Source organism: Psychrobacter sp. W2-37-MNA-CIBAN-0211, from assembly GCF_040309405.1.
Classification (GTDB): Bacteria; Pseudomonadota; Gammaproteobacteria; order Pseudomonadales; family Moraxellaceae; genus Psychrobacter; species Psychrobacter glaciei.
In genome coordinates this window covers 116252-142804 of sequence record NZ_JBEOOU010000001.1, presented here as the reverse complement: position 1 = coordinate 142804, position 26553 = coordinate 116252, and the positions used below count along the sequence as shown (strand labels likewise).

The 26553-nt window shown below is 39.6% G+C and carries 20 protein-coding genes; 9 read left to right on the top strand and 11 right to left on the bottom strand.

From position 1 onward, the window contains the following. Nucleotides 1-2 precede the first annotated feature (2 nt). Genes AAEY72_RS00595 through AAEY72_RS00565 form a run of 7 tightly spaced genes read left to right on the top strand, consistent with a single transcriptional unit; the run spans nucleotide 3 to nucleotide 11241 of the window. The gene (locus AAEY72_RS00595; RefSeq protein WP_352309029.1) at nucleotides 3-1259 is read left to right on the top strand and encodes a hypothetical protein; all 1257 of its coding nucleotides are present in this window, start codon (nucleotides 3-5) and stop codon (nucleotides 1257-1259) included. Then, nucleotides 1256-5551: a hypothetical protein gene (locus AAEY72_RS00590; RefSeq protein ID WP_352309028.1), complete on the top strand. Its 4296-nt coding sequence runs from the start codon at nucleotides 1256-1258 to the stop codon at nucleotides 5549-5551. Before AAEY72_RS00595 ends, AAEY72_RS00590 begins: the two co-directional genes overlap by 4 nt. Before the next feature lie 50 nt (nucleotides 5552-5601). Continuing rightward, nucleotides 5602-6402 (top strand): hypothetical protein, encoded by an 801-nt coding sequence (locus AAEY72_RS00585; protein WP_352309027.1) that lies wholly within the window; start codon nucleotides 5602-5604, stop codon nucleotides 6400-6402. Continuing rightward, entirely contained in the window at nucleotides 6402-7550 is a 1149-nt protein-coding gene (locus AAEY72_RS00580; RefSeq protein ID WP_352309026.1) for a hypothetical protein, read from the top strand. Before AAEY72_RS00585 ends, AAEY72_RS00580 begins: the two co-directional genes overlap by 1 nt. Then, nucleotides 7540-9225 (top strand): helicase HerA domain-containing protein, encoded by a 1686-nt coding sequence (locus AAEY72_RS00575; protein WP_200662256.1) that lies wholly within the window; start codon nucleotides 7540-7542, stop codon nucleotides 9223-9225. The genes AAEY72_RS00580 and AAEY72_RS00575 overlap by 11 nt, the downstream gene beginning before the upstream one ends. Next, a complete protein-coding gene (locus AAEY72_RS00570; protein ID WP_352309025.1) occupies nucleotides 9218-9775 on the top strand; it encodes a hypothetical protein in 558 nt (185 codons plus the stop codon). Before AAEY72_RS00575 ends, AAEY72_RS00570 begins: the two co-directional genes overlap by 8 nt. Continuing rightward, complete coding sequence (locus AAEY72_RS00565; RefSeq protein WP_352309024.1) at nucleotides 9772-11241, top strand: protein kinase domain-containing protein; 1470 nt, start codon at nucleotides 9772-9774, stop codon at nucleotides 11239-11241. Before AAEY72_RS00570 ends, AAEY72_RS00565 begins: the two co-directional genes overlap by 4 nt. A 211-nt stretch (nucleotides 11242-11452) precedes the next feature. Here AAEY72_RS00565 and AAEY72_RS00560 read toward each other — a convergent pair whose 3' ends face one another. The 8 genes from AAEY72_RS00560 to AAEY72_RS00525 form a co-directional block, all read right to left on the bottom strand. Further along, nucleotides 11453-13165: a VWA domain-containing protein gene (locus tag AAEY72_RS00560; protein WP_352309023.1), complete on the bottom strand. Its 1713-nt coding sequence runs from the start codon at nucleotides 13163-13165 to the stop codon at nucleotides 11453-11455. A 12-nt stretch (nucleotides 13166-13177) separates the two neighbouring features. Then, nucleotides 13178-15595: an AAA family ATPase gene (locus tag AAEY72_RS00555; protein ID WP_352309022.1), complete on the bottom strand. Its 2418-nt coding sequence runs from the start codon at nucleotides 15593-15595 to the stop codon at nucleotides 13178-13180. Between the two features lie 349 nt (nucleotides 15596-15944). After that, nucleotides 15945-16181: a hypothetical protein gene (locus tag AAEY72_RS00550; RefSeq protein WP_352309021.1), complete on the bottom strand. Its 237-nt coding sequence runs from the start codon at nucleotides 16179-16181 to the stop codon at nucleotides 15945-15947. A 485-nt stretch (nucleotides 16182-16666) separates the two neighbouring features. Next, nucleotides 16667-19813, bottom strand: coding sequence for a tyrosine-type recombinase/integrase (locus AAEY72_RS00545; protein ID WP_352309020.1), 3147 nt, complete (start codon nucleotides 19811-19813; stop codon nucleotides 16667-16669). A gap of 1 nt (nucleotide 19814) precedes the next feature. Next, on the bottom strand, nucleotides 19815-21320 hold the full coding sequence (locus AAEY72_RS00540) for a hypothetical protein (protein WP_352309019.1): 1506 nt from the start codon (nucleotides 21318-21320) through the stop codon (nucleotides 19815-19817). 60 nt (nucleotides 21321-21380) lie between these two features. Further along, nucleotides 21381-22127: a hypothetical protein gene (locus AAEY72_RS00535; protein ID WP_352309018.1), complete on the bottom strand. Its 747-nt coding sequence runs from the start codon at nucleotides 22125-22127 to the stop codon at nucleotides 21381-21383. Further along, nucleotides 22114-22551, bottom strand: a complete 438-nt coding sequence (locus AAEY72_RS00530) for a hypothetical protein (RefSeq protein WP_352309016.1) — start codon at nucleotides 22549-22551, stop codon at nucleotides 22114-22116. The genes AAEY72_RS00535 and AAEY72_RS00530 overlap by 14 nt, the downstream gene beginning before the upstream one ends. Before the next feature lie 369 nt (nucleotides 22552-22920). After that, entirely contained in the window at nucleotides 22921-23145 is a 225-nt protein-coding gene (locus tag AAEY72_RS00525) for a helix-turn-helix domain-containing protein (protein ID WP_352309015.1), read from the bottom strand. A gap of 250 nt (nucleotides 23146-23395) precedes the next feature. On the opposite strand from AAEY72_RS00525, the gene AAEY72_RS00520 reads away from it, so the two are divergent. Together AAEY72_RS00520 and AAEY72_RS00515 are read left to right on the top strand one after the other, a co-directional pair. Continuing rightward, nucleotides 23396-23716: a hypothetical protein gene (locus AAEY72_RS00520; RefSeq protein ID WP_201607061.1), complete on the top strand. Its 321-nt coding sequence runs from the start codon at nucleotides 23396-23398 to the stop codon at nucleotides 23714-23716. Nucleotides 23717-24518: 802 nt separating this feature from the next. Next, complete coding sequence (locus tag AAEY72_RS00515; protein WP_352309014.1) at nucleotides 24519-24836, top strand: hypothetical protein; 318 nt, start codon at nucleotides 24519-24521, stop codon at nucleotides 24834-24836. Nucleotides 24837-24904: 68 nt separating this feature from the next. On the opposite strand, the gene AAEY72_RS00510 is transcribed toward AAEY72_RS00515, so the two are convergent. From AAEY72_RS00510 to AAEY72_RS00500, 3 genes are all read right to left on the bottom strand, one after another. After that, nucleotides 24905-25315: a type II toxin-antitoxin system HicB family antitoxin gene (locus AAEY72_RS00510; protein WP_105245849.1), complete on the bottom strand. Its 411-nt coding sequence runs from the start codon at nucleotides 25313-25315 to the stop codon at nucleotides 24905-24907. Nucleotides 25316-25458: 143 nt separating this feature from the next. Next, nucleotides 25459-25641, bottom strand: a complete 183-nt coding sequence (locus AAEY72_RS00505; protein WP_198332463.1) for a type II toxin-antitoxin system HicA family toxin — start codon at nucleotides 25639-25641, stop codon at nucleotides 25459-25461. A 118-nt stretch (nucleotides 25642-25759) separates the two neighbouring features. Further along, complete coding sequence (locus tag AAEY72_RS00500) at nucleotides 25760-26065, bottom strand: hypothetical protein (RefSeq protein ID WP_352309013.1); 306 nt, start codon at nucleotides 26063-26065, stop codon at nucleotides 25760-25762. Between the last annotated feature and the right edge of the window lie 488 nt (nucleotides 26066-26553).

The following is a 26553-nucleotide window of genomic DNA, read 5'->3' as shown; positions in this document are numbered from 1 at the left end:
CGATGACGGCCATCAGCGAAAATTCATTACTGCTTCAGGCGCAACGTGCCAGCACAACTTGCGCCCTACTTTGGCAACGGGCCGGCATAAGCGCCGAACGAGCTGCTGAGGTATTCGCTGCTATGCCATGTTTACAAAACGCACTGTTACAGCCTATTGGTGATAATGAAGACCCAGATACTCCGATTGCATATACTTTGACTGCACCCTTATTGACAGCGTTTAGCAGATTGAGCCAACTTGGTGAATGGCAACTGGCTCTCTTAGGTTTAAACCCAAGCTTTCGCGAACATTGGCTATGCTTGGCTGCTGCACGCTGCCGTGAAGCTGGTAGTATGCGCGATCCGCAGATGCTGATTAAAATCATTAGCCAACTTAGTGATGCTAGTGCATGGGTACTAGAAGAGCTGGAAGGCACTTCTATGAATCCTCAGCTTTGTGCTGGACCATTAAGTGATCTAGAGCATGAGCTGATCGGACATAGCCTGCATGATAATGCTGCCTTGCCAGCCCTACTTAGGATTTTAAGAGCCAGTTATCAGTTGACTGGTTGTGCCGAGTGTAGCGCTCACGAATCCGATTCTACAATAACCTCGCTGCCGCCCATTGATCCTAGCGCTAAAGCCCTTGATAAAAACTGGTGTGCAAGACGATTATTAGCATTACCTTATTCGCTATTAAATCAAACTAAGCCTCATGCATCGTGGATACTCACTGAACGAGGTTCAAGTAGTGACACCTCATCACATTTAACCCTGTTCACCCAGCAACCTTGGTTGTTCCTTCTAAGCTTACTGGTATTTGTACAGGATGCTTGGGCAGCTGAACAACGTGATAGCTTGCTACTAGTTTTACCAAGTAACCAGAATGCTTTTTCACCAACAGAAATCAATATAGTCGTGCAAGGCATCGAAGGCGATGAAGTCAATGTTGGAAATTTGGCAGCATTTTTACTGGCACTGCTTAATAACCTAAATATCTCGCTATATCCAAAAATACCAGATACTCATGACCTCAACCGAGCATTAGCGCCGTTAGTTGCAAACCTACTAAGCCGTCAGATTTGGCAGTTTAAGGAAGGTGGACGTAACGAAACAGGGCTTTATAGCATTCACCCAGACTTTGGTGATGCTTGCTATAGCTTGCCGCTAGCACCTATTTTTAGCTATAGAAGCGCGCGCCTACAACAAGCTATTAAACAAACGGCACGAGACATACGAGCAGCGAAGCTTATTAATATTCAAGGAAGTGGACTATGAATTTTGAATTAAATGACCAATCAGTTGCCACGCTTGTCAAGCAACATCGCTGGGCGGCTACTGGTGTTTCTGACTATCCACCGAGTGATCCGCTGGTAGGCCAAAGCCGATTTTTTAAGCGCTTTCAAACCTTTTTACACACCGTAGACCATGAAGAAGACCGTTTTGCCCATGTTTTTGCAATAGAGGCTGAATGGGGCCGTGGTAAATCGCGCTTGGGTCATGAGCTGGTAGCGCAAATAAATGACTGTTCTAGAGGTTGGTTTGTACGTGATAAAAATGGCAGTCTACATGATCAGCAGCTTTTCGACTCACAAGCGCAAGATAAATATCTAGCGCTTTATATTCGCTACTCTCAAGTCGCCTCTGACTATCAAAATTCTGATAACTGGTTTGCCTTTGGCTTGTATCAGGCATTATTGCCTTTGGCAACGCAGAAATTCGACGGCTCAATTCAAAGTGAAATTGCTAAACAGGCCTATGAGCGTTTAATGCCGCTTGGCTTCACAGCACAAAATTTAGCGGATGCGTTAGAGCTCAGTGCCAACCACAGTGAAGAGGACTTATATACCGATCCAACCTTAGTAGTAGATCTTGTTCAAGCCGCATATAAGGTATTAGAACGCTTTGGCATATCTTATGTACTCGTAGTCTTAGACGAGCTGGAAACTGTCGCTGAAGCTGCCACCTTTGGACTAGAAGATGATGATAGTAAACGCTTAGACGGTCAGGCTATTCGCTTAATTGGTAAAGCAATCAAGGAAGAAGACCCTCGTCGTAAGCTCCATTGGCTGCGCTATGTAGCACTATGTTCACCTCTGCTGGGGCAACAACTTCGGGAGATTCAATCTGTTGCCCGTCGTTTTGAATTGGTTGAGCTAGAGCACAATGCCTTTGCCGATGTTTCTGACTACGTAGCAAGCCTAGACGGAGACGAAAAGCTAGCACATAAGTACCCTACTGGCTTGGTAGAAGCAGCTTATGCGATGAGCGGCGCAAACTTTGGCTGGTTTAACGTCATTATGGCTAACGTTGATGCTGTTTTATATCAGTATCAGCAAGCGAATCGTCAATTGAATGATATTGGAGAGCTGTTTGAAGCGGTACTTGCAAGTTCTGGCCGAGTGGCCAAACATGTATTAGATAAAGGTGCTATCGAGGGCATTCAAACTCGTGATCAAACGTTATTAGCTGAATGTAAAAACTTACTCTATGGTCAGTTACCTGTTCGAATCAATCAAATAGCAAATGCTCAAGACTTATTAGCGCTTAAAAATGAAGATGAAGAGCCGATTGCCGCTCTTTATCGCAAGTTAAGTTTAGAACGCTGGCAATGTCGAAAAGCTCTAGAAGAAGCCAAATTCCGACGTGAAGGTGAAGAATGGTACTATCCCGCTGTAGAACAAGCCCTTAGCTTAGATACTTTGCTCGATAATATATCTACCTTTTCTATCAAAGAGCAGGTCCAAAGCGAAGACAAACATGCCGTGTTACTACCGCTGTCTAAAGGTGAGTTTAAGCACTTACTGAGCTTACTATATGATCATCCAGCGATTGAATTTGCCGCCGATGCGCTATGGCAAAAACTGGTCGGTGAAGCGACCGAGCTTGATATAAATGAAGCGACCCACATTGGACCCAGCGTTGCGATGCTATTACGATTAGACTTGCGCTACCGCAGCGTGCAACAAAACTCGCTTATTTTCAAAGACCCTAGTATGGGTGATGGTCATAAAAAAGCCATGGCTGAGCTTTTACAGGACAGTAATCACAAGCCCATTCTAAAATCTTTGGCTCGTTTGACAGGCTTTATCCGTTTATTAGACAACAACTGGAGATACGATCAAACCCTACTAAGTAATAGTGCTGGTAGTAATGGTCAGCCTTTAGTACTGCTTAGCGAACCACGAGGCGGATTGTTTACATTAGATGGTTTCAAACTACATCCTGATGGTAAGGTGTTACTTGCATGGATAAGCAACAAAACCGAGTTGGACCAATTGCACGACTTTGCATCTGATTACGCACGCAAAAATGGTCGCACACCTGTGTTGGCACTAACGGCTTCTGCTCACTTAATGGAACAATACAGCCGTTTAGAGAATGATTCTCTACTGCGTGATGCGGTACTACTACATTATATGAATTCCAGCGAAACAGATCAGTTAGAGCGTATAGGCTTGAGCTTAGCGCTGTGCGAAAAACACAGCATCACTTTAAACACTGAGAGCTTTACTGCAAAATTTAGGAATAAGCTAAATGCTCTAACGACATTTGCAACCAATGCTATTCAAAAATGGCGACATCGTTTGCATGAGCGGGGTTTAATTGCTTGGCCATTTAAAGCTGATGGCAAGCTATCAACGTCAACGAATGATCGCAACTTACTATTTAGAGGATGGTATACCTTAGCCATCGACTATCCCAACCTTAACGGTCTGATGGATTTACAACGTGAACATGGTGTTGCATCGGACGAGCTCGGGAGCTTACTAGACAAATTAAAAGTTCCTGGTAGCTTTATATCTAAAGGCTTTACTGCTGATGAAAATGCAGGTCTTTTTACTGAGCTTAATAATCCACAGCGTAGTCAGGCGCAAATCCCACTGTTTTTATCTCGTATCGCACATCCCAACAAACAATGGAATTGGAAGTTCGAATCTTTCAAACAGAAATTTTATTTTGGCTATGTTTCTGATACCAATAATACCGCGAAGAGTATATTTGATGAGTGGATGTGGTGGTGTAGCAAACTAAACCTTCTAACTTTGGAAAACCCTAACGATAGACAAGCTTTATGGCAAAACTATCCAAGATCCCGATTAGATAATGCGATTATCGAAGCCAATAACTGGTTTAATGACGATAGCATCGATGGGTACAAAGCCAAAGTTGAGGTGATGAGCCGAGTCTATGGTCAAGGTCGTATAGACGATATATTTGCACCTATTGGTCGAAAATCATTAGGTTACGCTACCGTGGAAGCCAAAGAGCAACTTGAGAAAGCTCGCCAGCTTTTTATAGACCTGAAACAAAAAGAAGAGCAACTACAGGATATCTCTCACCTCAGTGATACAAGTGTACTTGCTAGTCTAATCGCTAAACGAGCTAAGATATTAGCGCTAGTAGCGAAAGTAAAACCTATGCAATGCTCTGAAATAAACTTAAAGAGCTCACATGACTTAAACTTAGAGGATAAGACTACCTCATTATTCCAGCGTGTCGAACAAGCCTGTTTGTTTGCGGAGTTCGTTGAAGATAGTGCTGAAAAAATCAATAGGCGTTTAATCGACTTAATCGCAGACATTGAGAACGATGTCTCTACTCTAAGCAATTTTCCAAAATCCCTTTATACCAATTCTTTACGTACCATAGGCCATATTCTTGATGGAGCCTTGAAAGAAGATAATACAAGTGCTACAGGCAAAAGAGAGCAGCAAGCTGGTAGCGATACACTGTTACATTATTTAAGAAAACTCGATTTATCTCATTCACAGGATAAATTGAATGCGTTAGCATATGAAGTCGGATTAAACCTACAAAGCGAACAACAACTGCCTCTTGCTGATATTCAAGGTTATATTTTGACGAGTTACCGTGATTTTAAAACACGCTTTGAAAAGCTGTTGGACAACTTGACTGAACAGAAGACTCAAGCCGCGAGCCTGCACAGGCAGCTAGCAGATACTCCTGCTGCTTACCCCCATCCAAACGATATAGCAGAACTACCTAAATTGATTAATAAACTACAGTTAATCGAAGACGCAATAGAAGATTTGCCTTCTGATGCTGAACAAAAACGACAGCTGATACAAGCCAGCCTTCGTAATGGTCAGTTTACTGCCCTTCGAGATTTGCCAGATGAGCTATTAAAGCCTGCCCGTGGTCAAATCGCCCCCATACATGGCGATCTAATAAAGATCAGTCAACATTTAAATCAAATGAAAGATAACTCTATTAAAGAGGTTAATGCCTGGCTACCCATGCTAAAGCCTTTATTCATCTCGCAGCAGCATTCTAGCCCTCATGCTACTGTATTGAATCTCTCAGATATGAAAGAGCTTATGGTAAGTGAGGTGCTACTGATATGTGATAGAACAGTACATGACTGGAAAGAAATAGCTAATAAAGCACTTAGTGGGACTGGACTTTCATTAGATGAGTGGCAACGTATCTATGAGTCCATTAATCAGAATGAAGAGCCAAAGCTAAACATTCAGCAACAACAAATATTGGTAGATAAAGGCATCCTAAAAATGCGTTTAACTTTTGCAGAAAGCTTGGGGGCTTAGTGACAATATATATATCAGCTAAACTGGGTAGTAATCGCAAAGGGCGTTTTTTGCATAGTATTGTACAAGCGCAGCCATTGACGAGTGACTGGCAATCCAACCCACCCCAACAAGGTTTACTACTGGTGCAAGGTGATGAGTTAAACCAAGTAGAAGATTGGCGAACCTTGTATCATTGGTCAATGCAAACTGGTTGCGCAGCATTAGTAGTGGATCCGTTAACCAGTAAAACTGACTGCTGGCAAGCACCTGAACTTGAAATTGATTGGCATCTGGCAGCCGCTCCAAATATTATCGATACCGATGCTGATGGGCTAACAAAATTACTAGCCGATGAAATCACCCAAAAAATTGTAGGTTTTAGTGGCAGCTCTAATGCAACCCTTCATCAGGTAGCTGATGTAATTCATACGCGATATATTCGTAAACACAGTAACAGTGGTCTATTTGCGATGACTACCTTACCCCTTTGGTCTCTAAACCTACTAGATCATAGCGATATATTATTGGATTGGCTAAATTGGCTCATTACTCATTCGGGAGATACGACTCCCTCTATAGTTGAAGTTAATAAGGCTGATTTTATTCCTGACAAAAAAGATGAGGTAGTATTACTCCTAATCTATGCCATCCCAGGATTGACAGCGAAAGAGATTTGTCAGCATCAAACGGTTAAAATATTATTTGATACCTCTACCCTAGCAATTGATCAACGCTGGCTAGATCTATGCCAATACGGCTTTATTAGTGAAAATAGACTAACTGAAAAAGGGTCTAATGTACTCATGAATTCTGACTATTGGGCTTATGCTGAGCTATTATGCGAACAGTTAAGAACAGGGACGCAATAATGAAAAATATTAATTTAGCACAGTCTTTAGCGATAGATAGCCAGTTACGTCTGCCAGGAAGTGCTGGTAGATTGCTTAAGCAAATTAGAGACATTGAGCAAGTGGCTCCATTGTTTCGTGATGCTGGATTGGTTAAAGCAGTACCAAAGTCAACTGTGGTTAATCTCCGGGTATCAGGCATTGCAACTAAATCTTGCATAGATAGAGCGCTTGGCGGATTTATTTATGCTAGTGCTGCTGTCCGCACGGACTTGCTGATTGAAGACAATAAAGTTAGCACACAAGGTAGCGACTCTGTTTCCGAACTCGATGATATTGATTTTGAAGCACAGCGTAAGCGTCTAGACTTGATAGAGATTCGTCAAGCTTATCAATTAGTGGAAAAGCAACTACTAAGTGGGGAGCCCTGTGATTTAATCTTACTAGATACTCCGCTATTTTTGGCAAGGGATATGGCACCACTCGATCGAAATATTCGCCATAAGCAGGAATATGAAAATACCTTACAGGCTATTGAGACATTTTGGCAAAAACACCGTGCAAAACTGTTTCCATGGAACCAAAAAGGTGTAGTTCTTGCCAGCATATTAGCCGAGCGCTTTAGCGCTATCGTCAGTATTGCCAAACAAGATTTACGTTCAGAAAAAGGTCGTCAACAAATACTTCTAAGTGACGGGTTCTCTGAAGAGCGTATGATGAACTTAGCTGATTTAGATGAAAGCCTAGCTGGAGTTGGCGATCTGCGCTTCATCAATGGGGTTTTAGGAAATTATTCACGTACTATTGCGTTTCGTTTATCTGAAAAAGAAAATCGTATAGAGCCAAGTATGGAAGTTCAACAAGGCTTAATTGGTTTTCATTATCGCAGTGCTCGTGGTGGCCAAATAAAGATGGTACAGCTTGCTGGCGACGAGCCAGACTGGGAAACGACAGGCCTAGACTTAGTAGCAGCTCGCTTAATGGTGCTTGATATGCAAAGCAAGGCTAATGCTATGCCACTACCTCAGCTTTTAGGTTATCAGCAACTGGGGGTTTTGCCCAAATTTACTAAGTTTTATCGCCAAAGCTTACATGGTGCACTTAAAAACAATGATATTGAAACTCGCTGGTTGTCTGGCTTAGATGAGGAATTAAATAATGGTATATAAAGTTTTGGGAAAACTCGTTGGTAATACAGGTGACGCAAACCAATTAACTATGGTCGTGCAAGACTCTTTTGCTGTTCGACGCGGTGAATTTGTCCGTATTATGCATCAAGAAAGAAAAGATGAAGGCGAAGTAGCAGTATTAGGGAGAATAACTAAAATTAATCGTAGCAATATGCTTTACAACGCTGGGTTTGGTGATGGCGTTACTGAGTTAGAACTACTACCAAGTGCAAACGTTACTGGCGAGAATATGTTCGCACAAGTTGAGTTAGTCGGATATCGAGATCCTATTTCACGACAAATAAAAATACCACGTAGACCTTTAAATCCCGGAACTGCTGTAGAAACCGTTGATTTTCAGTTTTTAAGTGATTTTTACGAATTTAATGAGCATACAAGCCTACACCTTGGTAATTTGGTTGGATACGACAAGGGCGAAAATACAGTTCCAGTATTTATCGATGTGAACAAGTTAGTGACTGAGCATATGGCAGTATTAGCTATGACAGGTTCAGGGAAGTCATACACAGTAGGTAGAATTATTGAACGCTTGGTAACTCTCAATAACGGTACAGTCGTAGTGTTTGATCCTCATGGCGAATACGGTAAAGCACTTGCTGGTGGTAACTTACAGTTTGCAGATAACTTAGAGATTAGTGAAGATACGCGTGATAAAGAAACGCTACCGATCATAAAACAAACTTTTGAAAAACTTCAAGCTGCCGGTGCTGGCATTCAAATCTATACACCGCAAAATGAGGAGTTCAAACACAAATATGCTAGTAAGAACATTCCTTTAGCTTTGCAGTTTGATCATTTTGAGATGGATGATATCGCTGAAATCCTTCCAGGACTCACTGAACCACAGCAACGTGTCTTAGACGTTGCTATTCGTTACTGGCGCTATACCGATAAGACTGAACCACGAGACATTAACCGCTTGAGACATTTTTTAGGTGATGGACTTGAAGAGTTAAAAGAATGGAGTGATTTATCTGAAGCAGAAGCAAAGGCACTCTCTGGTAGAAGTGCTGCAGTCGCTTCTATGAAGCTATCTAGAGTTCTTAATGAGGGCAAAAGCTTTTATAGTGCTGCTATGTCAGAGCCCACTGACATATACAAAATGATTGGTCGTCCTAACAACCAACAAGGACGCTTAGTTGTTGTAGACTTGCAAGGTCTCAGCGATACAGCAAAACAAGTCGTTTGTGCTCTATTATCCAGTGAAATCCTTAAAGCGGCTTCAAGTAAAACAGATCCACTTCGTCCTTGCTTTATTATCTATGAAGAGGGCCACAGCTTTGCACCTGCAGGCGGTAAAGCTGTTAGTCATCGCATTATTAAAAAAATCGCCGGGGAAGGACGTAAATTTGGTGTGGGATTTGGCATTGTTAGCCAACGACCATCTAAACTAGATCCTGACGTAACCTCACAATGTAACACTCTAATTACTATGCGACTAAAGAATCCAGACGATCAACGCTTTATTGCTAAAGCCTCAGATATGATAAGTAAAGCTGACCTTGATGAGTTACCAAGCCTGTCTACTGGTGAAGCATTAGTATGCGGACGTTCAATCCCTGCGCCCCTATTAGTTAAAGTTGGTAGTAAAGCTCTCATTCATGGTGGTGAATCGCCAGAGGTATTACGTGTTTGGGGCTCATTTAATGGCTAATATGACTTTGCCCAACTTTGAGTGGGTATCAAACAACTTTCCATTATTAACCAGTGCAAAACTTATAGATCAAGATGTTCTAGTACATAGCTTAGGTTGTAGTGCTTGGAATACCTTCGGTCATGATCAAGGTTACATGGCAGTTGTTGAATGTCCAGCGCCTGGGACTTCTGGTGCAGATATACGCTCAGATTCAGGATGGTTCGAGATACACGCAACAAAACCGCTGTGCTTAATTGAATTTGAGCGATACGATGGATCAAAACCTAGTCAGCTTAAGCTAGAAGAGAAATTGAAAAACCTACTTGAATCAGCGCAGCGATGGCAGCACTCCCCAATACAACTTGTACTCAGTACTTGGAGCCAAGGATTGGTAAACGCACCTGATGTAAAAAGTCTAAAAAATATCTGTAAATATGGCTTTACCTCTTCAACTGGTAACCCTGTTTCTGCTCATCATAATCTAGAAGTTACTCTTAGCAGGTTTATATTTATAAAAAGCCTGTCAACAATAGCATTAGACCGAATTCACAATGAGGTGTTACTGTGAATATAAAGTCAGCACATTTCTTACCAGGCACAAATAAGCGCTTGGGTGATAAATACTTACTTCTAGAATGCTTGGGTGATGGTAGTCATGGCTGGGTATGGCGCGCTGAGCGCTTACAAGACAATCAAATTGTTGCAGTTAAAATACCTAAAGATATGACACGTGAAGATAGAGAGTTAGCTGAAGGAAAAGAGCTACTAGGAATTGAGGTACATCCTAATATAGTACAGATATTTGATATGGGCCGAATCGAGAATGAATGGTTTTATATTGAAATGGAATACTTTCCCAGTCAAACATTGGCGCAAAAGTTAGATGACCATCAGAGAAATTTTGGTCAAACTTACGAGCGACTTTTCAGTATCTATCGGCAAGTACTTGACGCTGTACACTACTTGGCTAATCTATCAGTGCCAATCTCTCATGGTGACATCAAACCACATAATATTTTGGTGGGCGAGCAAGATTTAGTGAAGCTCACAGATTTCGGTAGCTCAGCTTTACCTGATGAAATTTACGTTCGCTCTAGGGAAAATGGCGGCACCGTGCTCTATTCAGCACCTGAGTTCTCTAATGTGGATAGCCGGAAAGGTAGCTTGGAAGAGTTGCTACTGGGAGATATCTACAGTCTAGGAGTACTACTATACCAACTAATTACAGGGCAACTACCACATAATACGCCAGCACAAGTTCAACGCCATGCACCTTTTAGGCGACCTACAGAAATTAATAACTTTATTCACTCAGATTTAGAGCAAGTAGTGCTGACTTGCCTTCAAAAACAACCTAGACATAGGTATCAGTCAGTATCGCTATTAGTTGAAGCATTTGATAGTGCCGTTGAGAAACAACTTAAATCAATAACTATCAACCCTATATATCAAAGTAAGCCTGAGCAAGATTGGTCTAGTGCAGTAATAGCTGCCATGTCTGAGCAAGCCTATCAAAAAGCCGCTCTACTCTCTGCCCAAGAATACAATCGTAGTAAAGATCTACAAGCATTACACCAACAACTCATTGCACTATATAGAGCGAACCGCTTGTTTGAGTTTGAAAAGATTGTTGAAGAGAACAGAGCAGTTTTGTTAGAGGGCGAATTGCAGCATCCATTAGATTTATTCGAATTAATCATTAAAGCAAATCTACAAATTCGTGATATTAATCAGGCTAAATATTGGCTATTAAAGCGAAAGCAAGCTGCAGAAGAAAACACTACTACAATGTATCTCGAATCCTCCATACTTGGTCTTGAAGCTAAGTATCCAGAAGCAAGAGCCCTCTTGGAAAAAGTGAATCAAAAGACGCCAATGAAATTTAAAGTGCTTTGCCAATTAATACTAGTTTGCGAGCAAATGCGTGATTACTCAGGTGCAGTAGCCTACTTAAAAGCTGCATTACGTTTAGCTCCATTAGACGCTAATATGATAAGCAAAAAAGCCTTATACACAAAATTAGGTGTCATGTGATTAAAAACTCGCTATAGTAAGTATTGCATCTATATACGAGAAAACGTTAAATGCTATTGGATACATGCCTTCAGCAAGTTATAAGTTTTGAAAGTCATTCAAAATTCTCGGGCATAGATTTTTACTATTTTTAGCTTTTCTCAGCTGAGTTGGTTGATATTTGGGTTTGTATAGCCGCAACATACAGAATCAAAACAGATAATTATTTATCTTAGCCAAATTGACTTTGCTGCATATTCGACAAATGACTTTGGTGCATATTCGACAAATGACTTTGATGCATATCCGCATTCAACACTATAACCTCATCACTAAAGGTATCTTTCGTAGCACTGCCTGCGCACAATACCGTATAAACAGTACAATCTAACAAGGGCTTTTTTTGCTTTAGTGTTTCCTCAAAGCTACTTGAAATTTGACATAAACCATCAGTAATCATTAAAATATCTGCTTTTATATAATCCTCTGAGCTTTCTATAATATCTAGTGCACGAGATAAAGGAGTTTCAAAATCAGTACCCCCATTAAATCCTGATTGTAAAAAAATCAATAGCTCAGTAACCTCTTGACTGTCACTCATGACAAATTCAGATAACTGTCCTTGGTCACCAAACAGCAAAACATGTAAAGAACGATTTTCTTTTTTAAGTATATTAGCAGTGGCGACTAATAAAGCTTTTGCATATAGTAACGGCATTCCACTCATGCTACCTGATGTATCGAGACACGCTACCACAGGTCCTGTTGTTTTCTTATGAGTTTCCGTTATTTCACCATTTATTAGACTTGTACCGCTCAACTCATAGGTTATTAGTTGCTTTTCTAGCATTCGCGAATAAAATAGATACTCAAGCGTCTCATCTTCTAGGTTTACCAACTCAACGGGCAGCAAGCGCAGTAGATCATCACTAAGATGTGTACCATGCACCTCACTTTTACTCATCGAAGGTATTTTGCTCTGCTTTTTCTTTTCTTCAGAAATATTATTGCGGCCTAGCTTTTTTACTAGCTCCTTGATTTTTTCATTATCTTTTAGAATCTGACTAAGCTTACTAATGTCAGTTTTAACCTTTTTTAATTTGGAATAGCTAAACCTAGCATCTGGGCATAATGCTATCAACTCTTCATGCTTTTTATAAGTTTTCTCAATATCTTGCATTAGCTCTTGATAGTTAACCAATCTTTTAAGGACTGAGTCAGGCAAATCCTCATCTGAAATCTCATCTAGATAAGCCTGAGTCTGTATTCGTTGTTTTTTTATATCAAGACTACTTTGAGAGTTTAATTCTAAACTCTCAAAGTAGTCTTGATGAGCTTGCCAGTTTGGTTCAGGCTCGCTATCAGCATTATTATCCCAGTCCCACAGCAGCCACTTTTTTGTTCCTAGCTTTTTTTGAGCTGCATTTTTTAGAGCTTTTAAGGTAGGCTCCCAAGTTTCTGATGGTAACATTGCCATAAATGCATCTGTAAATGGAGCATTCGTAACGTTTGCTAGCTTCTGGTTAACACATTTAGTAGAAAACTGATGGCAATTTTTTAGAATTAAATTGTACCGATACTCTTGTCCTAAGCAACTATAGGCAGCATTAGCGATGCTAGTGTCACCTACACTCTCACTACGATTATCACAGGAGACATAGATTTTTTTACCTAATTTACTTTTACTAGTAAAGTCTTCAGGATTATTGAGCAGTACTGTGCTTTCGGTAAATTTGTCCACTACAATATTAGCAATCTTACCTTCGCCGATGTATATACCAGAGTGCTCAACTGCAAACCATAAGTCACTATAAACCACACTGCCCGCTATAGGCTCAACTTTTTGACGAAAGGTACTATCGACAAAGTATTTAAATGCTTTTATACCTATTGGAAGCGCAGCATTTAGTAAACCCTGACCTCTGGCTATCAGTGCTGTAAACATAATTACACTTCCTTATAACCAGATATTTTGACTTATTTGTCGAGTTAGTAAGTCCTCAGTATCTACCTTTTGTACTAAATGAGTGCTGGCTACCAAATCTCCTGCTTGCATTTGTAATACGGGAATATTGTTACCTTCATCCCACTGCCATATACTATCAAAATTCCAATGTAGAGTGTTTTCAAAATAGTTTTTGGTAAGTCTTGCTCTATCAATAGTTACACCATTATCGCCAGTTTTACTTTTAATACTTCTATGAATATCAGCGGCTAGGTTGTTTTCAAGCGTAGACTGCTCTGCATAACCTACAATGCGATTAGCACGTTCTACGCTCACTCCAACATTACTATGTTTGAGGATTTTATAAGAACCCAAAACACAACCTTTGATCTCTGAGTCGAAACAACCAAATGCAATCCCTGACCACGTTATGTCTGTTGTCATAACGATGTCGATGCTCTCATCATATGCAGTTACTAAAGTATTCAGAACCTTACTACTTTCAAGGTGGCTAACCACAAGACCTACATTAGAACGATCATTCGCATAACAGCTTTTATTCTTTATTTCATCAGACCTAACACCAAATAACTTGTTAGGTAAATTATATTGAGATGAATAACTATAAAGGTGGTTACCATCAATATTTTTCAATAGAACAACGCAATTCTCTATATAGCTATCTACGGCTGATTTACCCACCAACACGCCAGAAGATTGACATTGCTTTACTATAGATTTTTTTAAGTATAATGCTATGCTAAGTTCTGCCACACTTAATTGAATAAGAGAGTCTGTTACCGTATGAGTTAATATTGATGAAGTGGAAGTGCATTGATTTATTATAGAGTCTGATACTTTATGAGCCAATGCAGATGAGGTTTGACAGTTAGTAATTTTACTTTTCTTAACATCTCTTATGAGATAACTTATCTCTAAGTTACGCTTGTCACCAATAATAGTGCTAGGTTTGATAACCATATTACAGTTTTTTATATTACTGTCAGTGATGTCTTGACAAAGACAAAGATCTTCTAAGTTAATATTGACCAAGTTAGAATTACTTTGAACTGATTCAAATAAATATTCGATTTTACTAGCTTCATACTTACTAGCTCTATATCCATAAAGCATTTGGCTCCCTATTAAGGACCCAATTACACCGTCAACAGTAGTACTCTTATTTTTTCCTTTCTTATACTTAATAGTATGACCACCACCATCATAAGTACCAATAAAATTAATATTTGGCCAAGTATTTATTTCTGTACAATCTATATCGGTAGTTTGCTCAAAGTAGTAGCCTTGTTGCCCAACGTCTTTTCGTTCAAGATCTAAAAGCTCTTCATAGTTACTAATTAGTATAGGATTGTTTTTTGTACCACTGCCTTTACACCCTTTTATTAGTCTGGATTCAGCCGTGATATCTCGTTCGGTATTTTGTGGTTTTTCAATTTTCTTCTGGCTATCTTTTGTAGAACTATCATTAGGCATTACTTCAACAGTGCAGCTGTTTTTCCGAAGTACGTCAAAAATAAGATCAAATACAGCTTCTTTATTTTCAGGATGATTCCATAAGCTATCTTTGAATAGCACTACGTCAGATAGGTCAACCTCATGACGGCCATTACTGGCTGCAGATATACGTAATAGCTTAATGAGCTTCACTAAGCGTCTATCTGACAAGCTTTCTCTGCGGTCTTCTGAAAATATCTCTCTATGCTTTAGCCATATATCTTGAACTATTCTAACAATCTGCGCAGGCACAATGACGTCATCACTTCGCTTCGTTAATTCTTTAATCTCTTCCATACTAATATTTTCGATATCGCCATCATCGTCATCACTTAACTCGAATAAAAATGCAATATCATCTGGTTTTACGTAATCAACGAACTTTCTAATCAAAAATCTATCATACAGAGCATTCAGCTCTTCTTGTCCAGTAGGTAGCTCATTTGATGCCGCGATTAATGCTTGTAGTGGAACGGCACTCAGCGTAGCACCATTATGATATTGGCGTTCATTTAGGATAGTGAGTAGAGCATTAAGAATTGAAGAGCTGGCTTTGAATATCTCATCAAGAAAAGCAATCTGTACGGTAGGAAGATAGCCTGTAGTGTTACGCTTAAAGTTGTCTTTTTTAAGCTCAGATATGGATAACGGACCAAAAACTTCTTCAGGTGTTGAAAATTTTGTTAGTAAGTATTCAAAATAAATTGGATTATCACTGTTATTGTCAATAGATTGCAAACAGCCAGCAACACGACGTGCCAATAAGCTTTTTGCTGTACCTGGCGGACCTACTAATAATAAGTTCTCACCTGCCAGCAAGGTTAGTAAGGCGGCTTTAACTTCATCTTTGCGTCCTACCAGTCCATGGTTTAAATGCTCTTGCAATGTAATTATTTTATTTTTTAAATCTGTCATTCTATTGCCTATTAATATTATTAATGGATACTATTTTTATCTTTGCTAAGAGGGGGTAATTAATATTAAGGTTTGCACCTTTATACGTGACAACGTGACATGCTATTAGATACATATCTTTCAGCACATTATAAGCTATGGATAGTATTAAGAAGTCACGGATATAGCGTAGCTGTACGCTATACAGTATATAGCTTGTCACGTTGTCACGCTAAAACCACCTACTCTACACTTCGCTGCTATCATTACCGGAGACTTAATATTTCAAGGAAATGCAAAAGAACACTGATATTAAAAACAAAGCTCAACCCCCTAACCATGAAAGTGATTAGAGGGTTAAGCTTAACGTTTAATCAAACATGCAAGTAATTATTTTGTTTTGATGTCTATAGGTTGATCCTATATCCGTCATTTCACCCCAGTATTCCATGGTACGAGTAGTAAAGTTTGGCCAAATAGCTGCCACATCTGCATTTGATGCAAATTTTAAAACATCTTTACCGCCTGACGATTCGGCTCTAAATTTAAATATGTATCCATCTTCTGTGACCAAGGAGCCCATATTTTTTGCTACTGTACTGCCCATTGTCTAACTTTCAGCGCAGCCTGATAAAGTAATAAGGCTGCTAATAGCAACTACTGATAACAAGTAATTCGATGTCACAATACTAGCTCTCGAATAATTAAATAATTATCGGTAGATAATAGCAAATATTTGCTGACAATTTAACTATTTGTCTACTAAAGCTGAATTTTGTTTTCATGATGTTTACTGTGTTCTCACTTTTCTGTTTAATATAGTTTTAGTTTAGATTTAAACAAGCTTTTCATAACATGCCAGCAGGTGCGTAAGACACGCGTTGTGATCACCAACTGTAATATCTAATTAAATAGGGCATTTCAGTCATCTTATGCCCCTACACCTTTTTTACCGTGACAACGTGACAACGTGACAACGTGACAACCCTTACGCTCTATAGTATTCAGTGCAATAATTATCCGTGACAGTATTTTGATCATATAGGTCAAAAATTAGCTTATAGACCTTTCAATATATAACTTGTCGCTGTGTCACCTCACTAAGATGAGTATTATCAGCAAATAACCCAAATATTTCAGCATACCCGACGAAGCATAATAATCATCCGTCATAGCCAAATTCTTATCAGACCGCCTACGTTTTTTCTGTACTACCCTAACCTCATAACCATGGAAACTCTCACGAGCACCAACACGTATTAAGCTATCGAGCCCTAGCTCTTTTTTAATATCTCTTACTGCTTGCTCGCTATGCGCTCTAATCTGCCAATAACTAGCATCTATCAATTGACAACCTACTACCATAAAATTCTGTAGCATCTCAATCTGGGTCTCTTTAATACCAAAATGAATCGATGAGGTGTTTAAGTTTTGTTTACCTGTAAATACTTCTACAAACGATTTCAGTCTAGCAGGCTCATCAATTGACATTTGATACGCTCGATCAAGCGCTCTAACTAGAACTTCTTGGTTTTTATGTCCCGTTGGCGCACTTAGCAGCAACCTATCATCGGTAAAAACCTGACGAGCTTTATCGTAAATTTGTCTAGCTTCATTGATAGCGATCCCATGCCTTAGTACGACCTCTTGCAACCGCTCAGCTCTTTTATCAATATTTATGTTTTGTAGCTCTTCTAACAGCGCAATGACATCATAAACTTTAGGATGAATAAATATAGACAGCTGAGTATCTACTGCGTCATTTTGCGGGGCTTGCTGGCAAGCTGTATCAGCTGATAGGTTATCATAAGAAAATAGAGATTCTTTGCTTGCAACTTTATTGATTAAATAGCCACGAATTTTATCAAGATGCACCTGTTTAGTACTGGCATTATATGCCCTGCTGTCTTGCCTATTCACCGTCTGGTAACCAATACCTGTCACCATCTCAAATAAGGTTATAGGTATAACAAGTTTGGCTTGACTCATCTGCCAGCCCGCGAGCAAATGAGCGGTATGAATGTAGTGCTCAAACGTAGTATCTGGCGTTAGATGCCCAGCAAGGCTAGCCAGCCCAAACCACACACCCTTTTCTTTATTATTAGCAAGGAGGCTTTTAACGATAGCGCCGATATGGGCTTTATCATAATCTGTCATCACCTGAGCAAGTGGCGAGCTACTTAACACTAGTGCCAGTTGGCTAATCGCAGTATGCCGAAAGCTATGAAAGGTAAAGTCATGCGTAATTAGCAATCGATCCCATATTATTTTCATCATATTGCTGAAAAATATAGACGGTAGTGGCTGATCACCTGAGCCTTGTGAGAATAAATAACGGCGCTTTAATCTTTTTTGTTGATAATAGAATGCGATGAACTGTTGTAACTCATCACGCTTGAAAAGACTATCTATCGGTATCACTCGTTTGGCACTACTGCTTTTTAGACGGCGATAGCGGTTGGGTTTGAGGATGATTTTTGGCGCTTCAACCAATTTTTCATTAATAAACCCTATATCTGCAATGTCGTGAACCTTAATACCAATAATTTCGTTAATTCGCATACCAGTTCGATAAGCAAGCGCTAAAACAATCAAACAAAGTGGCTTTTGATCAATCTCTAACTCTGATGACTGCACATACTCTTTCATCGCATGATAGACACGCGGAGATACTATATTCGCTTTAACGACTTGCCGATTACTCCCCCATGGAAAATACACATACGGGGCATCAAAGTGCATACGCTGATAATCATGAAATGCTTTCAGACGACCGTAGGTGAATTTCTGGCTGTCTTTTAGGCGATCAAGATTAGATAGCGTTTGACCAGTAGTAGTGTTGTTATTATCTATACCACTAAACATATCATCAAACTCTGAAGACTTGCACAGTACAGACAACTTGCGACCATCTTTTACCTTACTTTGAATAATCTGCTCGTATATCTCTTCAAAATCCTCACTCTCCCACGGATCAACGTCCTCATCCATCGTCAGCATCAACCAGTCACGGCCAATGCAGCCAGCATATTTACTGATGGTATTAAGCCGAATGCTATTATCACCGAGCAACGACAAAGTCCAACTAAGCAAGCGCCGCGCATTAGACTGGCTAGCGTCTGTCTTTAATATTGTGATAGTAGAGATGGCAGCAACTCTGGTCAGTTTGAGCGCATCTTGCAGCTCTTTGATCAGGTTTTTGCTAAAGCTTGGATAAGCTGTGGTATTTCTCTTGTCTTGTGATTTCCCTGCCGTCTGATAACTGACATCAAACAACTCAGACCACTTGAGTGGCTCAGGATTTGGGTTAATGGTTTCTTGGTTATAATAAATAAGTTTCTCAGTCGATAGCCCCGTGGTTTTGAGATCACCTTGCTTTACCACGGCAAGTGCACCATCAATCAGACTACCCTCTAGCTGTCGCCAGTGGTAGTTCGCATATTTGATAAGCAGTGAGTGCTGCGGGCGATCGATATCTTTATTGGTGAGTTTAAGCGTTTTTGAGATATCGTTAATTACGGTATTAAATGGCTTTATCTTGGCCGTGTTTAACTCCTTATCCTTTAGAGCATATAAAAAACACAAGCTCATATCATCAGGAATATAATCAACAAAACGGTGTAAGCTTTCACTGTTATCATCTAGTTTGCAGCCATAATTATTATCACATACCCTAAGCGGTATCACAGCCAATGACTCTGCCCTACTTTTTTCATCAGTTGCTGGCATGTCAATTTTATACATACGGTGCTCACCAAACAGCCAATCGTATAGCGCTCTTACCACCTCAATGTCATTCATACCACCATACATGATGCTGCAATACAGCAATCCCTCAACCAAGTCGTTTACTGAGAAACGCCGTTTTCGCTGCCAAACCTCTATCATTGTCGCGCTACTGTCTGCCACAGCACGTCCATTCACAAACCAATCATAGTTAATGGTCAATCGCTCACGAGTTGCCAGTATCGGTACCACAGGCTCATTAAGATATATCTGGTGAGTTTTATTATAATCACGAACAAACTCTAAAAACCCGCGCCGCGCCAATTGGAAGTTTTGAGCGGTATCGAACCGCTCTTCTAGTAACTGGTTAATTGCTTCGTAATGATGCTGCAACTCACAAGGCAGTTGCATAGAATTTTGATTGATATATTCTTCGATTAATTTTTTAGCATCACGCTTGATACTCTTTTTAGACTCTTCTCTATTAAGCTGTCGCAGTTTATGAGCACTCATATTATCCATATAGACGAACCTCAATTTGTTTTAAACAAAGCTCATCAGCAATCGCATCTAAATGGGGACTGAGCGTATGCAGTTGATTTATGAAGCTTGATGACATCGGGTGCATGAATTCTTGATCAGCATGCTCATGACCATAAAGCGCGCAGATCAGATAATCTGGCACGTGTCCTGTAAGCATTGATCTTAGTTGATGACGCAGCCAGTTATCCTGATGACTAAAAAAGTCTTGCAACTGATAGCGGACACGGCTTGGCGTAATACTGGCAAAGCCTTTTGGATTTTTTTGGTAAATTTGAATGAGAGGTTGTTCTGATTGTAAGATGTCATTGATGGGATAAGGTGCTGCTGGACATAATGAATTATAGATGGCAGCAAATTGCTTAATATAAATAATGTAGTTTTGAATAGCCGTTATCAAAAACTTGCTAAGAGGAATGAGCCTACCATCAGACTGCGCATGACGCTCTTCTTTGTCAGATACCCATAGCATGCGCCGCTGAAGGTCAAACTGGTGTAGCAAGCCTGGTGCATGCTTGACTGGGCGAATACCGGTTTGGATCATGACAATATGCCACAACCAAATACTATAGCTATTAAACTGCGCAATATAGCGATCCATGTGAGACTTTAGCTTGCCATTAAAGCTCTCGGCACTGACAGCCAGTTGATTAAAGAACTGCTGGCACATTGTGGTCTTTAGTGCCATATCACTACCAATGTGGCTTCTATGCCCGTTCATCGGTACGCTACACTCATCTATTAAAAGTGCTTTTTGCTCATCATTACAGTATTCAGTTATCAGCTCTACCGCTTTTATATAAGTTTGCTCTAACTCTACCGTTTTAGTGCTAAGGTAATACAGCGCAGAGCTATGCCGTACATCAACACCTGTGATCAGGTCAGCATATAATGGCTTATTAAGCTCGTTTTTGATCAATACAAACAGGCCTGCTTCAATATATTGCGGACTCAGTGTTGGCAGGTTAAGCAGATCTTTAGCATAAGAGATAGCGTCTTTAACAGTATCGGATGAAACGGTAATTTTATCCTCAAGCATAATCTGTAAAGCTTCAGGAATTGCACGATAAAAGGTACTACCATAGCTTTGTCTGTGGGCAAGCAGATGACTTCGAGTATTGGTCGTCACATCAATCATGATGGCAATGCTACTAACTTTACGGACACGGTCATAGACCAAATACTGCCGTTGACTGTGACTACATTGCCAATCAGCAATGATGCTATCAATACTAAGTCCACTTAGCAGTGATAGTATTAAAACGGCGTACCCAGTGCCACTCTCTTTATCAACACTCATAAGGCGCTGCCAAAGCGTGGCAAATAGCATTTGGTATCCGGTAATGCTTAGCTGACGATGATTGGTTGGGAAATGAAACTGATTACGGCGGGCATGTTGATGGTTGTTCTTTAATCGCCACTGCTGCAGCTCAGAGGATTTAGCAATTTGTGTGACGGGCTTAAAGTCATTGTCTAGCAAGGGTACTTCGTCGTCATCGGCAATATTTTCAGCGATTGCTACGTTACTGTGCTTTCTTGATTATTTCGTACCAAATACTATTCTTTGTAGCGGCTCATCATTGATATGCACCACTGTCTTGGTGACTGTTTGAGCCGACTTTACGCGCTTAGTATTTTCAGTATAGGTTTTACCAATAAAAGCTTTATTATCAATCGCTACCTCATAAGCCAACCTGATTTGACCGATTTTACTAGCAAGATATTGATTGGCTGTTTTACCTGTTGCCTCTTCCTGTTTGACACTCGTTTCATATTGTCTGATATAAGATAAGCATGAAGACAAGCTATCGCATTGATCGTGAATGCGGATTAACTGGTCGAGAATGCTACGCTGTGGATCAGAAGGTCTTAGCGCCATACGAACACGCACACCAAGCTTATCTATTTTGGCAAAGTGCTTATCATGACGTGCTGTGATCATAAATATCACTTTTAAGTAGCTACTCATAAACCGCCAAGCATTACTCTTAACGTCTATCGCACCATACGCCTGATAAAAGACTATTAGCAGATAGCTGACTGCCCACTCTCCAGTTTTACCCTGCCGTATGATTTGTGTCATTACCTCAGTGCAGTCTATGCCAGTAAAGTCTGCAAAATTAGACTCCGATGTTGAGGACAGTAAATCAATATCATCATCTGGCACTAAATTAATTACATCAATCACAAGCTGAGACATTTGTATGTGATGTGGTGAGCCTACTGGAATAAGCTTATCCAACACTCGCCTGTCGGTCACATCATTAAATAATTTAGTGTGACCCATAAGAAGTGTCCATCCAACTCAGGTTTTTGGGCAGCCCCAGCATCGCCTCATCATTGGATACCTTACACTGCTGATACTCATAAGCACTTTGGCTGATACCAGCAAACCTACAATAATTGTCTACCGTAAGGCGATCAATATTCATGAGCTCGCAAATAATACTTTTTGGTGCACTAGAGCTTAAAGCCTTTAGAAATTCAGGATGATTAATTCCCCTTGAGAAGGCCAGCTCAACAACCTCACTCCAAGCCAAGCGCTTAATATCTCTCAGGCTTTCAGCGGCAACTAAGCAAGGCTGACGTGAACTGGTCTCTTCTATTAGAATTTCATCAAACCTTCTAAACTCATTAAAAAAATAATAAGTCTCGTTTTTATCATTTACCAAACGTAGTGGTGGTCGATAATAATCACCCAAGCTAGCCATATTTATACTAGCTATTCTTGGCCTAAATTGATGCCATATCAGCAATGCTTTTTGCGCATCTTGATGAACAACCAAATTATATTTACTGAAAGTTATAAACTTCTGAGTAGGCTTTAGGTGAATAATATTCATTTTAATATCATTAATAGTGAATTATACTAATTATGATATGTTATAACTTATCGATTGTAAAGCCTTTAAGATTGCTGCTATATTTTTATCTTTGGATAACTCAAATATTGACTTACAACCATTTTTTAGACAAAAAAATACTCTTCAACCTATATTTATAAAGGCATGAAGAGTATTTAAACATTTCAATTTTAGTTGGGTGAGGAGGTTAACGTCTTATATCAGTCGATCTTCCTATCAAGCTGAGTTTTCTTCATTATCATCGGGAACATACTTTAAAACATCCCCTGGGGTGACTTTTAATACCTGGCACAACTTACTCAGGGTATCGAATTCTATGCGAGTTGTCTCATCGTTATAAATTCTATGAAGCGTTGATTTGCTGATGTCTGTCATTCTTACTAAATCTGCAACTCGCAATCTTCTTTCCGCTAAAAGCACTGGTAGATTACATGAAATCACAATAAAATCCTTATTGGTAAGTAAAAAATACTTGCCAGTGATTACTTTTCTGTTAAAATAATACTTGTTGGCAATAACTAAGTTCCCTTCAAAAACTATTTTGTGCTGACTAACGCTTTATTATGTCACAGACTCATCTTGCTGCTCAATAGCTGGCTAACTATGATGGGTGCGACTTGTTCGATAGATATAGTGACTATAAAAATGTGACGCTAATCATAGTCATTTTTCCATTAAAAAGGAGTATATTGTGGGCATCAAGATTGAATGGAGCATGACACAAAATGCTTGGGACAAACGGGTCTGTGAAGATTATTGGGCCTATAATCATAAAATCAGCTATGTAGATTATGTGCGTATGCTCTGTCAAAAATACAATATTAGCTCGCAAACATTGTTTGAAACTATAAGCCAATGCTATGCTTGCTTAGATGATGTCTGCTGTGAATATTGTGGTAGCGCCTGTCCTATTGAGGTACCTGCTGATATCGCCTATATGCGGGCAAAAGAGAGTTGGTTTTGTGCAGTATGTGAGCATGCTATGTGGAGAAGTGACTTTATTAGCAAGTAAATAATCAAATCTACTTTCAGCTAAAAAACTGATATTTTTATCTGCCATAATCAATTCCTCTCACTTAAAACACTAACTCTATTCGTATTCATGACGATTTGGTTCTCGTTGACTTTATCCCAGATAGTTTGCGACTAATTGATTAGGTCTCTATCGGTCAGATTTTCAGTATCGAATAGCTCATTCAACCTTGTGACTATTTTTGATAGTCAGTTCTCCTATTTATTCTTAGCATTGTTAGCTCCACTGCTACCAGTATTCAGCGGAAAGAAACTATCCTCTTACAGCTTTAAATCCTATTGACGTAGCTTAGAAAAGCGGTAGTGACTCATAATAATATTACTGAAACCAACCTCATCATCATCGAGACTCTCACGTGGCATAGGTTGCAAATAGCGAGCTTAAAGACTTAGTTTCTCTATATCCTTATTATCATAATCGATAATCTGCGACATAAATTCATAATTTATCATTGTGTACTTATTAGTCTTTAAACAGCTGGCTAGTGCTAAAGCTCACTGACGATTATGCTTTTGGTAAAATTATTTTATGGATCAAGTAGTAATTTCTTAGATGCTTATTGCCTTGTTAACGAGGGTTTAAGATTATTATTGTGATGAATAAATATCGATAATGATTAGATATAAGTAGTAGAAAAAAAGATGCTAACGATATATACGGCATATTGCTATCACCCTTTTTGGGTTCGGAAGTTTACTCAGGCGAGTTTGTCAAAATTGGGGTTTGAACTTTTTTTACTAAAATTTAGCACAAATACAAATATCCACCACGAGGAAAAAACATGAAACATGAAGTAGATTTCACAGGACTTGAGCAGCTAAGTAAAAACGCTTCAGAACTATCAGGGGAGCATAGTGTTCAGATGGGTGAGCTTATGAATCCCAAATTCATCTCGAACTGTAGTCAATACTCCAATCTTAATGAATTATTTAATGCTTCTGGGTTCAAGATTGAATCAAACGAAGATTTTGAGGCTATTCCAGACGAAAAATGGGAGAGCTTTATCCAAGAAAATACTACTTACGAAAGCTGGCAAGAAATGCAAGAGGCTGCTGGCGTAGAATACGCAAGAAATATGCTACTTAAAGGGTTGAAATAAAATGTTTGTATTTTTTACCATTAATAAAAAGCCCCGCAAATGCGAGGCTTTTTATTAGAACACTAATATCAATGTGCAAAAAAATTCTTTTCTGCCAATAATGCAATAAAATTACTTCTACTCTTATAACGTTCTTTATTGCTTGCAACTTTCTCATCAATCATATGAATCAGACGACTTGGTAAAGTTACATTGATTTTTTCAGTTTTTCCGAGATAACGATTTACATCGACTGGCGCTAAAGCCCAAGTTACACCTTCGTACTCTGGATTATCCATATAAGCACCGATATCAGAAGGAAGTGGGATTTGTTCTCCATCTTCTACCAAGCCTTCTAAATGCAGCTCGATAGCTTCAATCGCCATATCAACAGCATCTTGATAGTTATCAGCAGCAGAAAAGCATCCTGGTAAATCAGGTACACGGATACCATGCGCTGTATGACTATCTCCTCTCTCGATTGCGATAGGATAAAACATGGCTAGACTCCTTTATATAGGTTTTATTAATTCAACGGTATAGGTTATTTCAAAACAGATTTTTTATTAGCGTTTACAAGTTAGCTGTAGTCAAACGTTAGCTTCGTTTGCAAACAAAGCTAACTATTGCTAAAGCCACTGGATCATTTCAATCCAGCTTGTTTGAAAATACTATTAACAGTACCTTTCGGTAGGTCTTTTTTAGGATGTGGGACAGTAACCCTGCCCTTTTTCGTTTTATGCTTATACTGAAAATGACTACCCTTAGTGGCGACCCAATACCATCCATCTGCTATGAGCATATCTATAAGCTCGGATGACTTAATAAAAACCTCCTATAATCAAAATTCATTTTTATTGTAATGAACATAACCCTAGGGTTATAAATTATTAAGTACAATATAACCCTAGGGTTATGATATGTCAAATTTATTCTTAAATATTTCAAAAAGGGGGAAAATCAGCTACTGCGATAACCTCGCCAGCCATCGCAGCCTTGACGTCCATATTCTGAGTTGATGGTAGGTTAACTGCAATCTCTGGCACAACCTGCCACAGCACAAGCCGTGATAATGTAGGAGCAAGCTCTGACAGCTCGCAGTTATTTACCACTGCATCAAGTTTAATACGAATACGACTGGTCAAAAACCTATCTGTACGCGCGGTATCGGTCAGATATGAGGGATATTTGTGCGCTAAGGATTTAGAGTGCCAAAGCCTCACAATTTCATTTTGTTTGGGGTATAGCATATCAAGAACAAACTGCAAAAATCCCAGCCCGCGCTCACTTGCCAGCGCTCACCAATTAGCATAGATAATCCGTATCAGATAGCCCGTCATCATTACGCCTGAATACCACCAGACCGTTTAGCTTAGTAAAGCATTCTACGACCGACTGACGACCCTGGCACGGCACGCTATAGTTAAATATAGTTGAAAATACCATTGAGCGCATTAAGAGAATAATCATCAACCATTTATGCAAATACATCCGCGATCGCTTGCTCAAGCTCGCCCACTTTGTGGCTTTTTACAATCGAACCAATATACTCACTGGTCGGTAAGCTGGCTCGCTGCATATCTACCCACTATATCGGTCATACTGAATTGCCGCTATCAGTGTTTTGCGTTCCCCTGATAATGATTGTATCTTCAGGAAGATAGGCCCACTGACGTGGGACCTATGCCGTCAAATCCGTACACATCAACTTGGGAGATTGTAGTATTGCGTGTGGAAT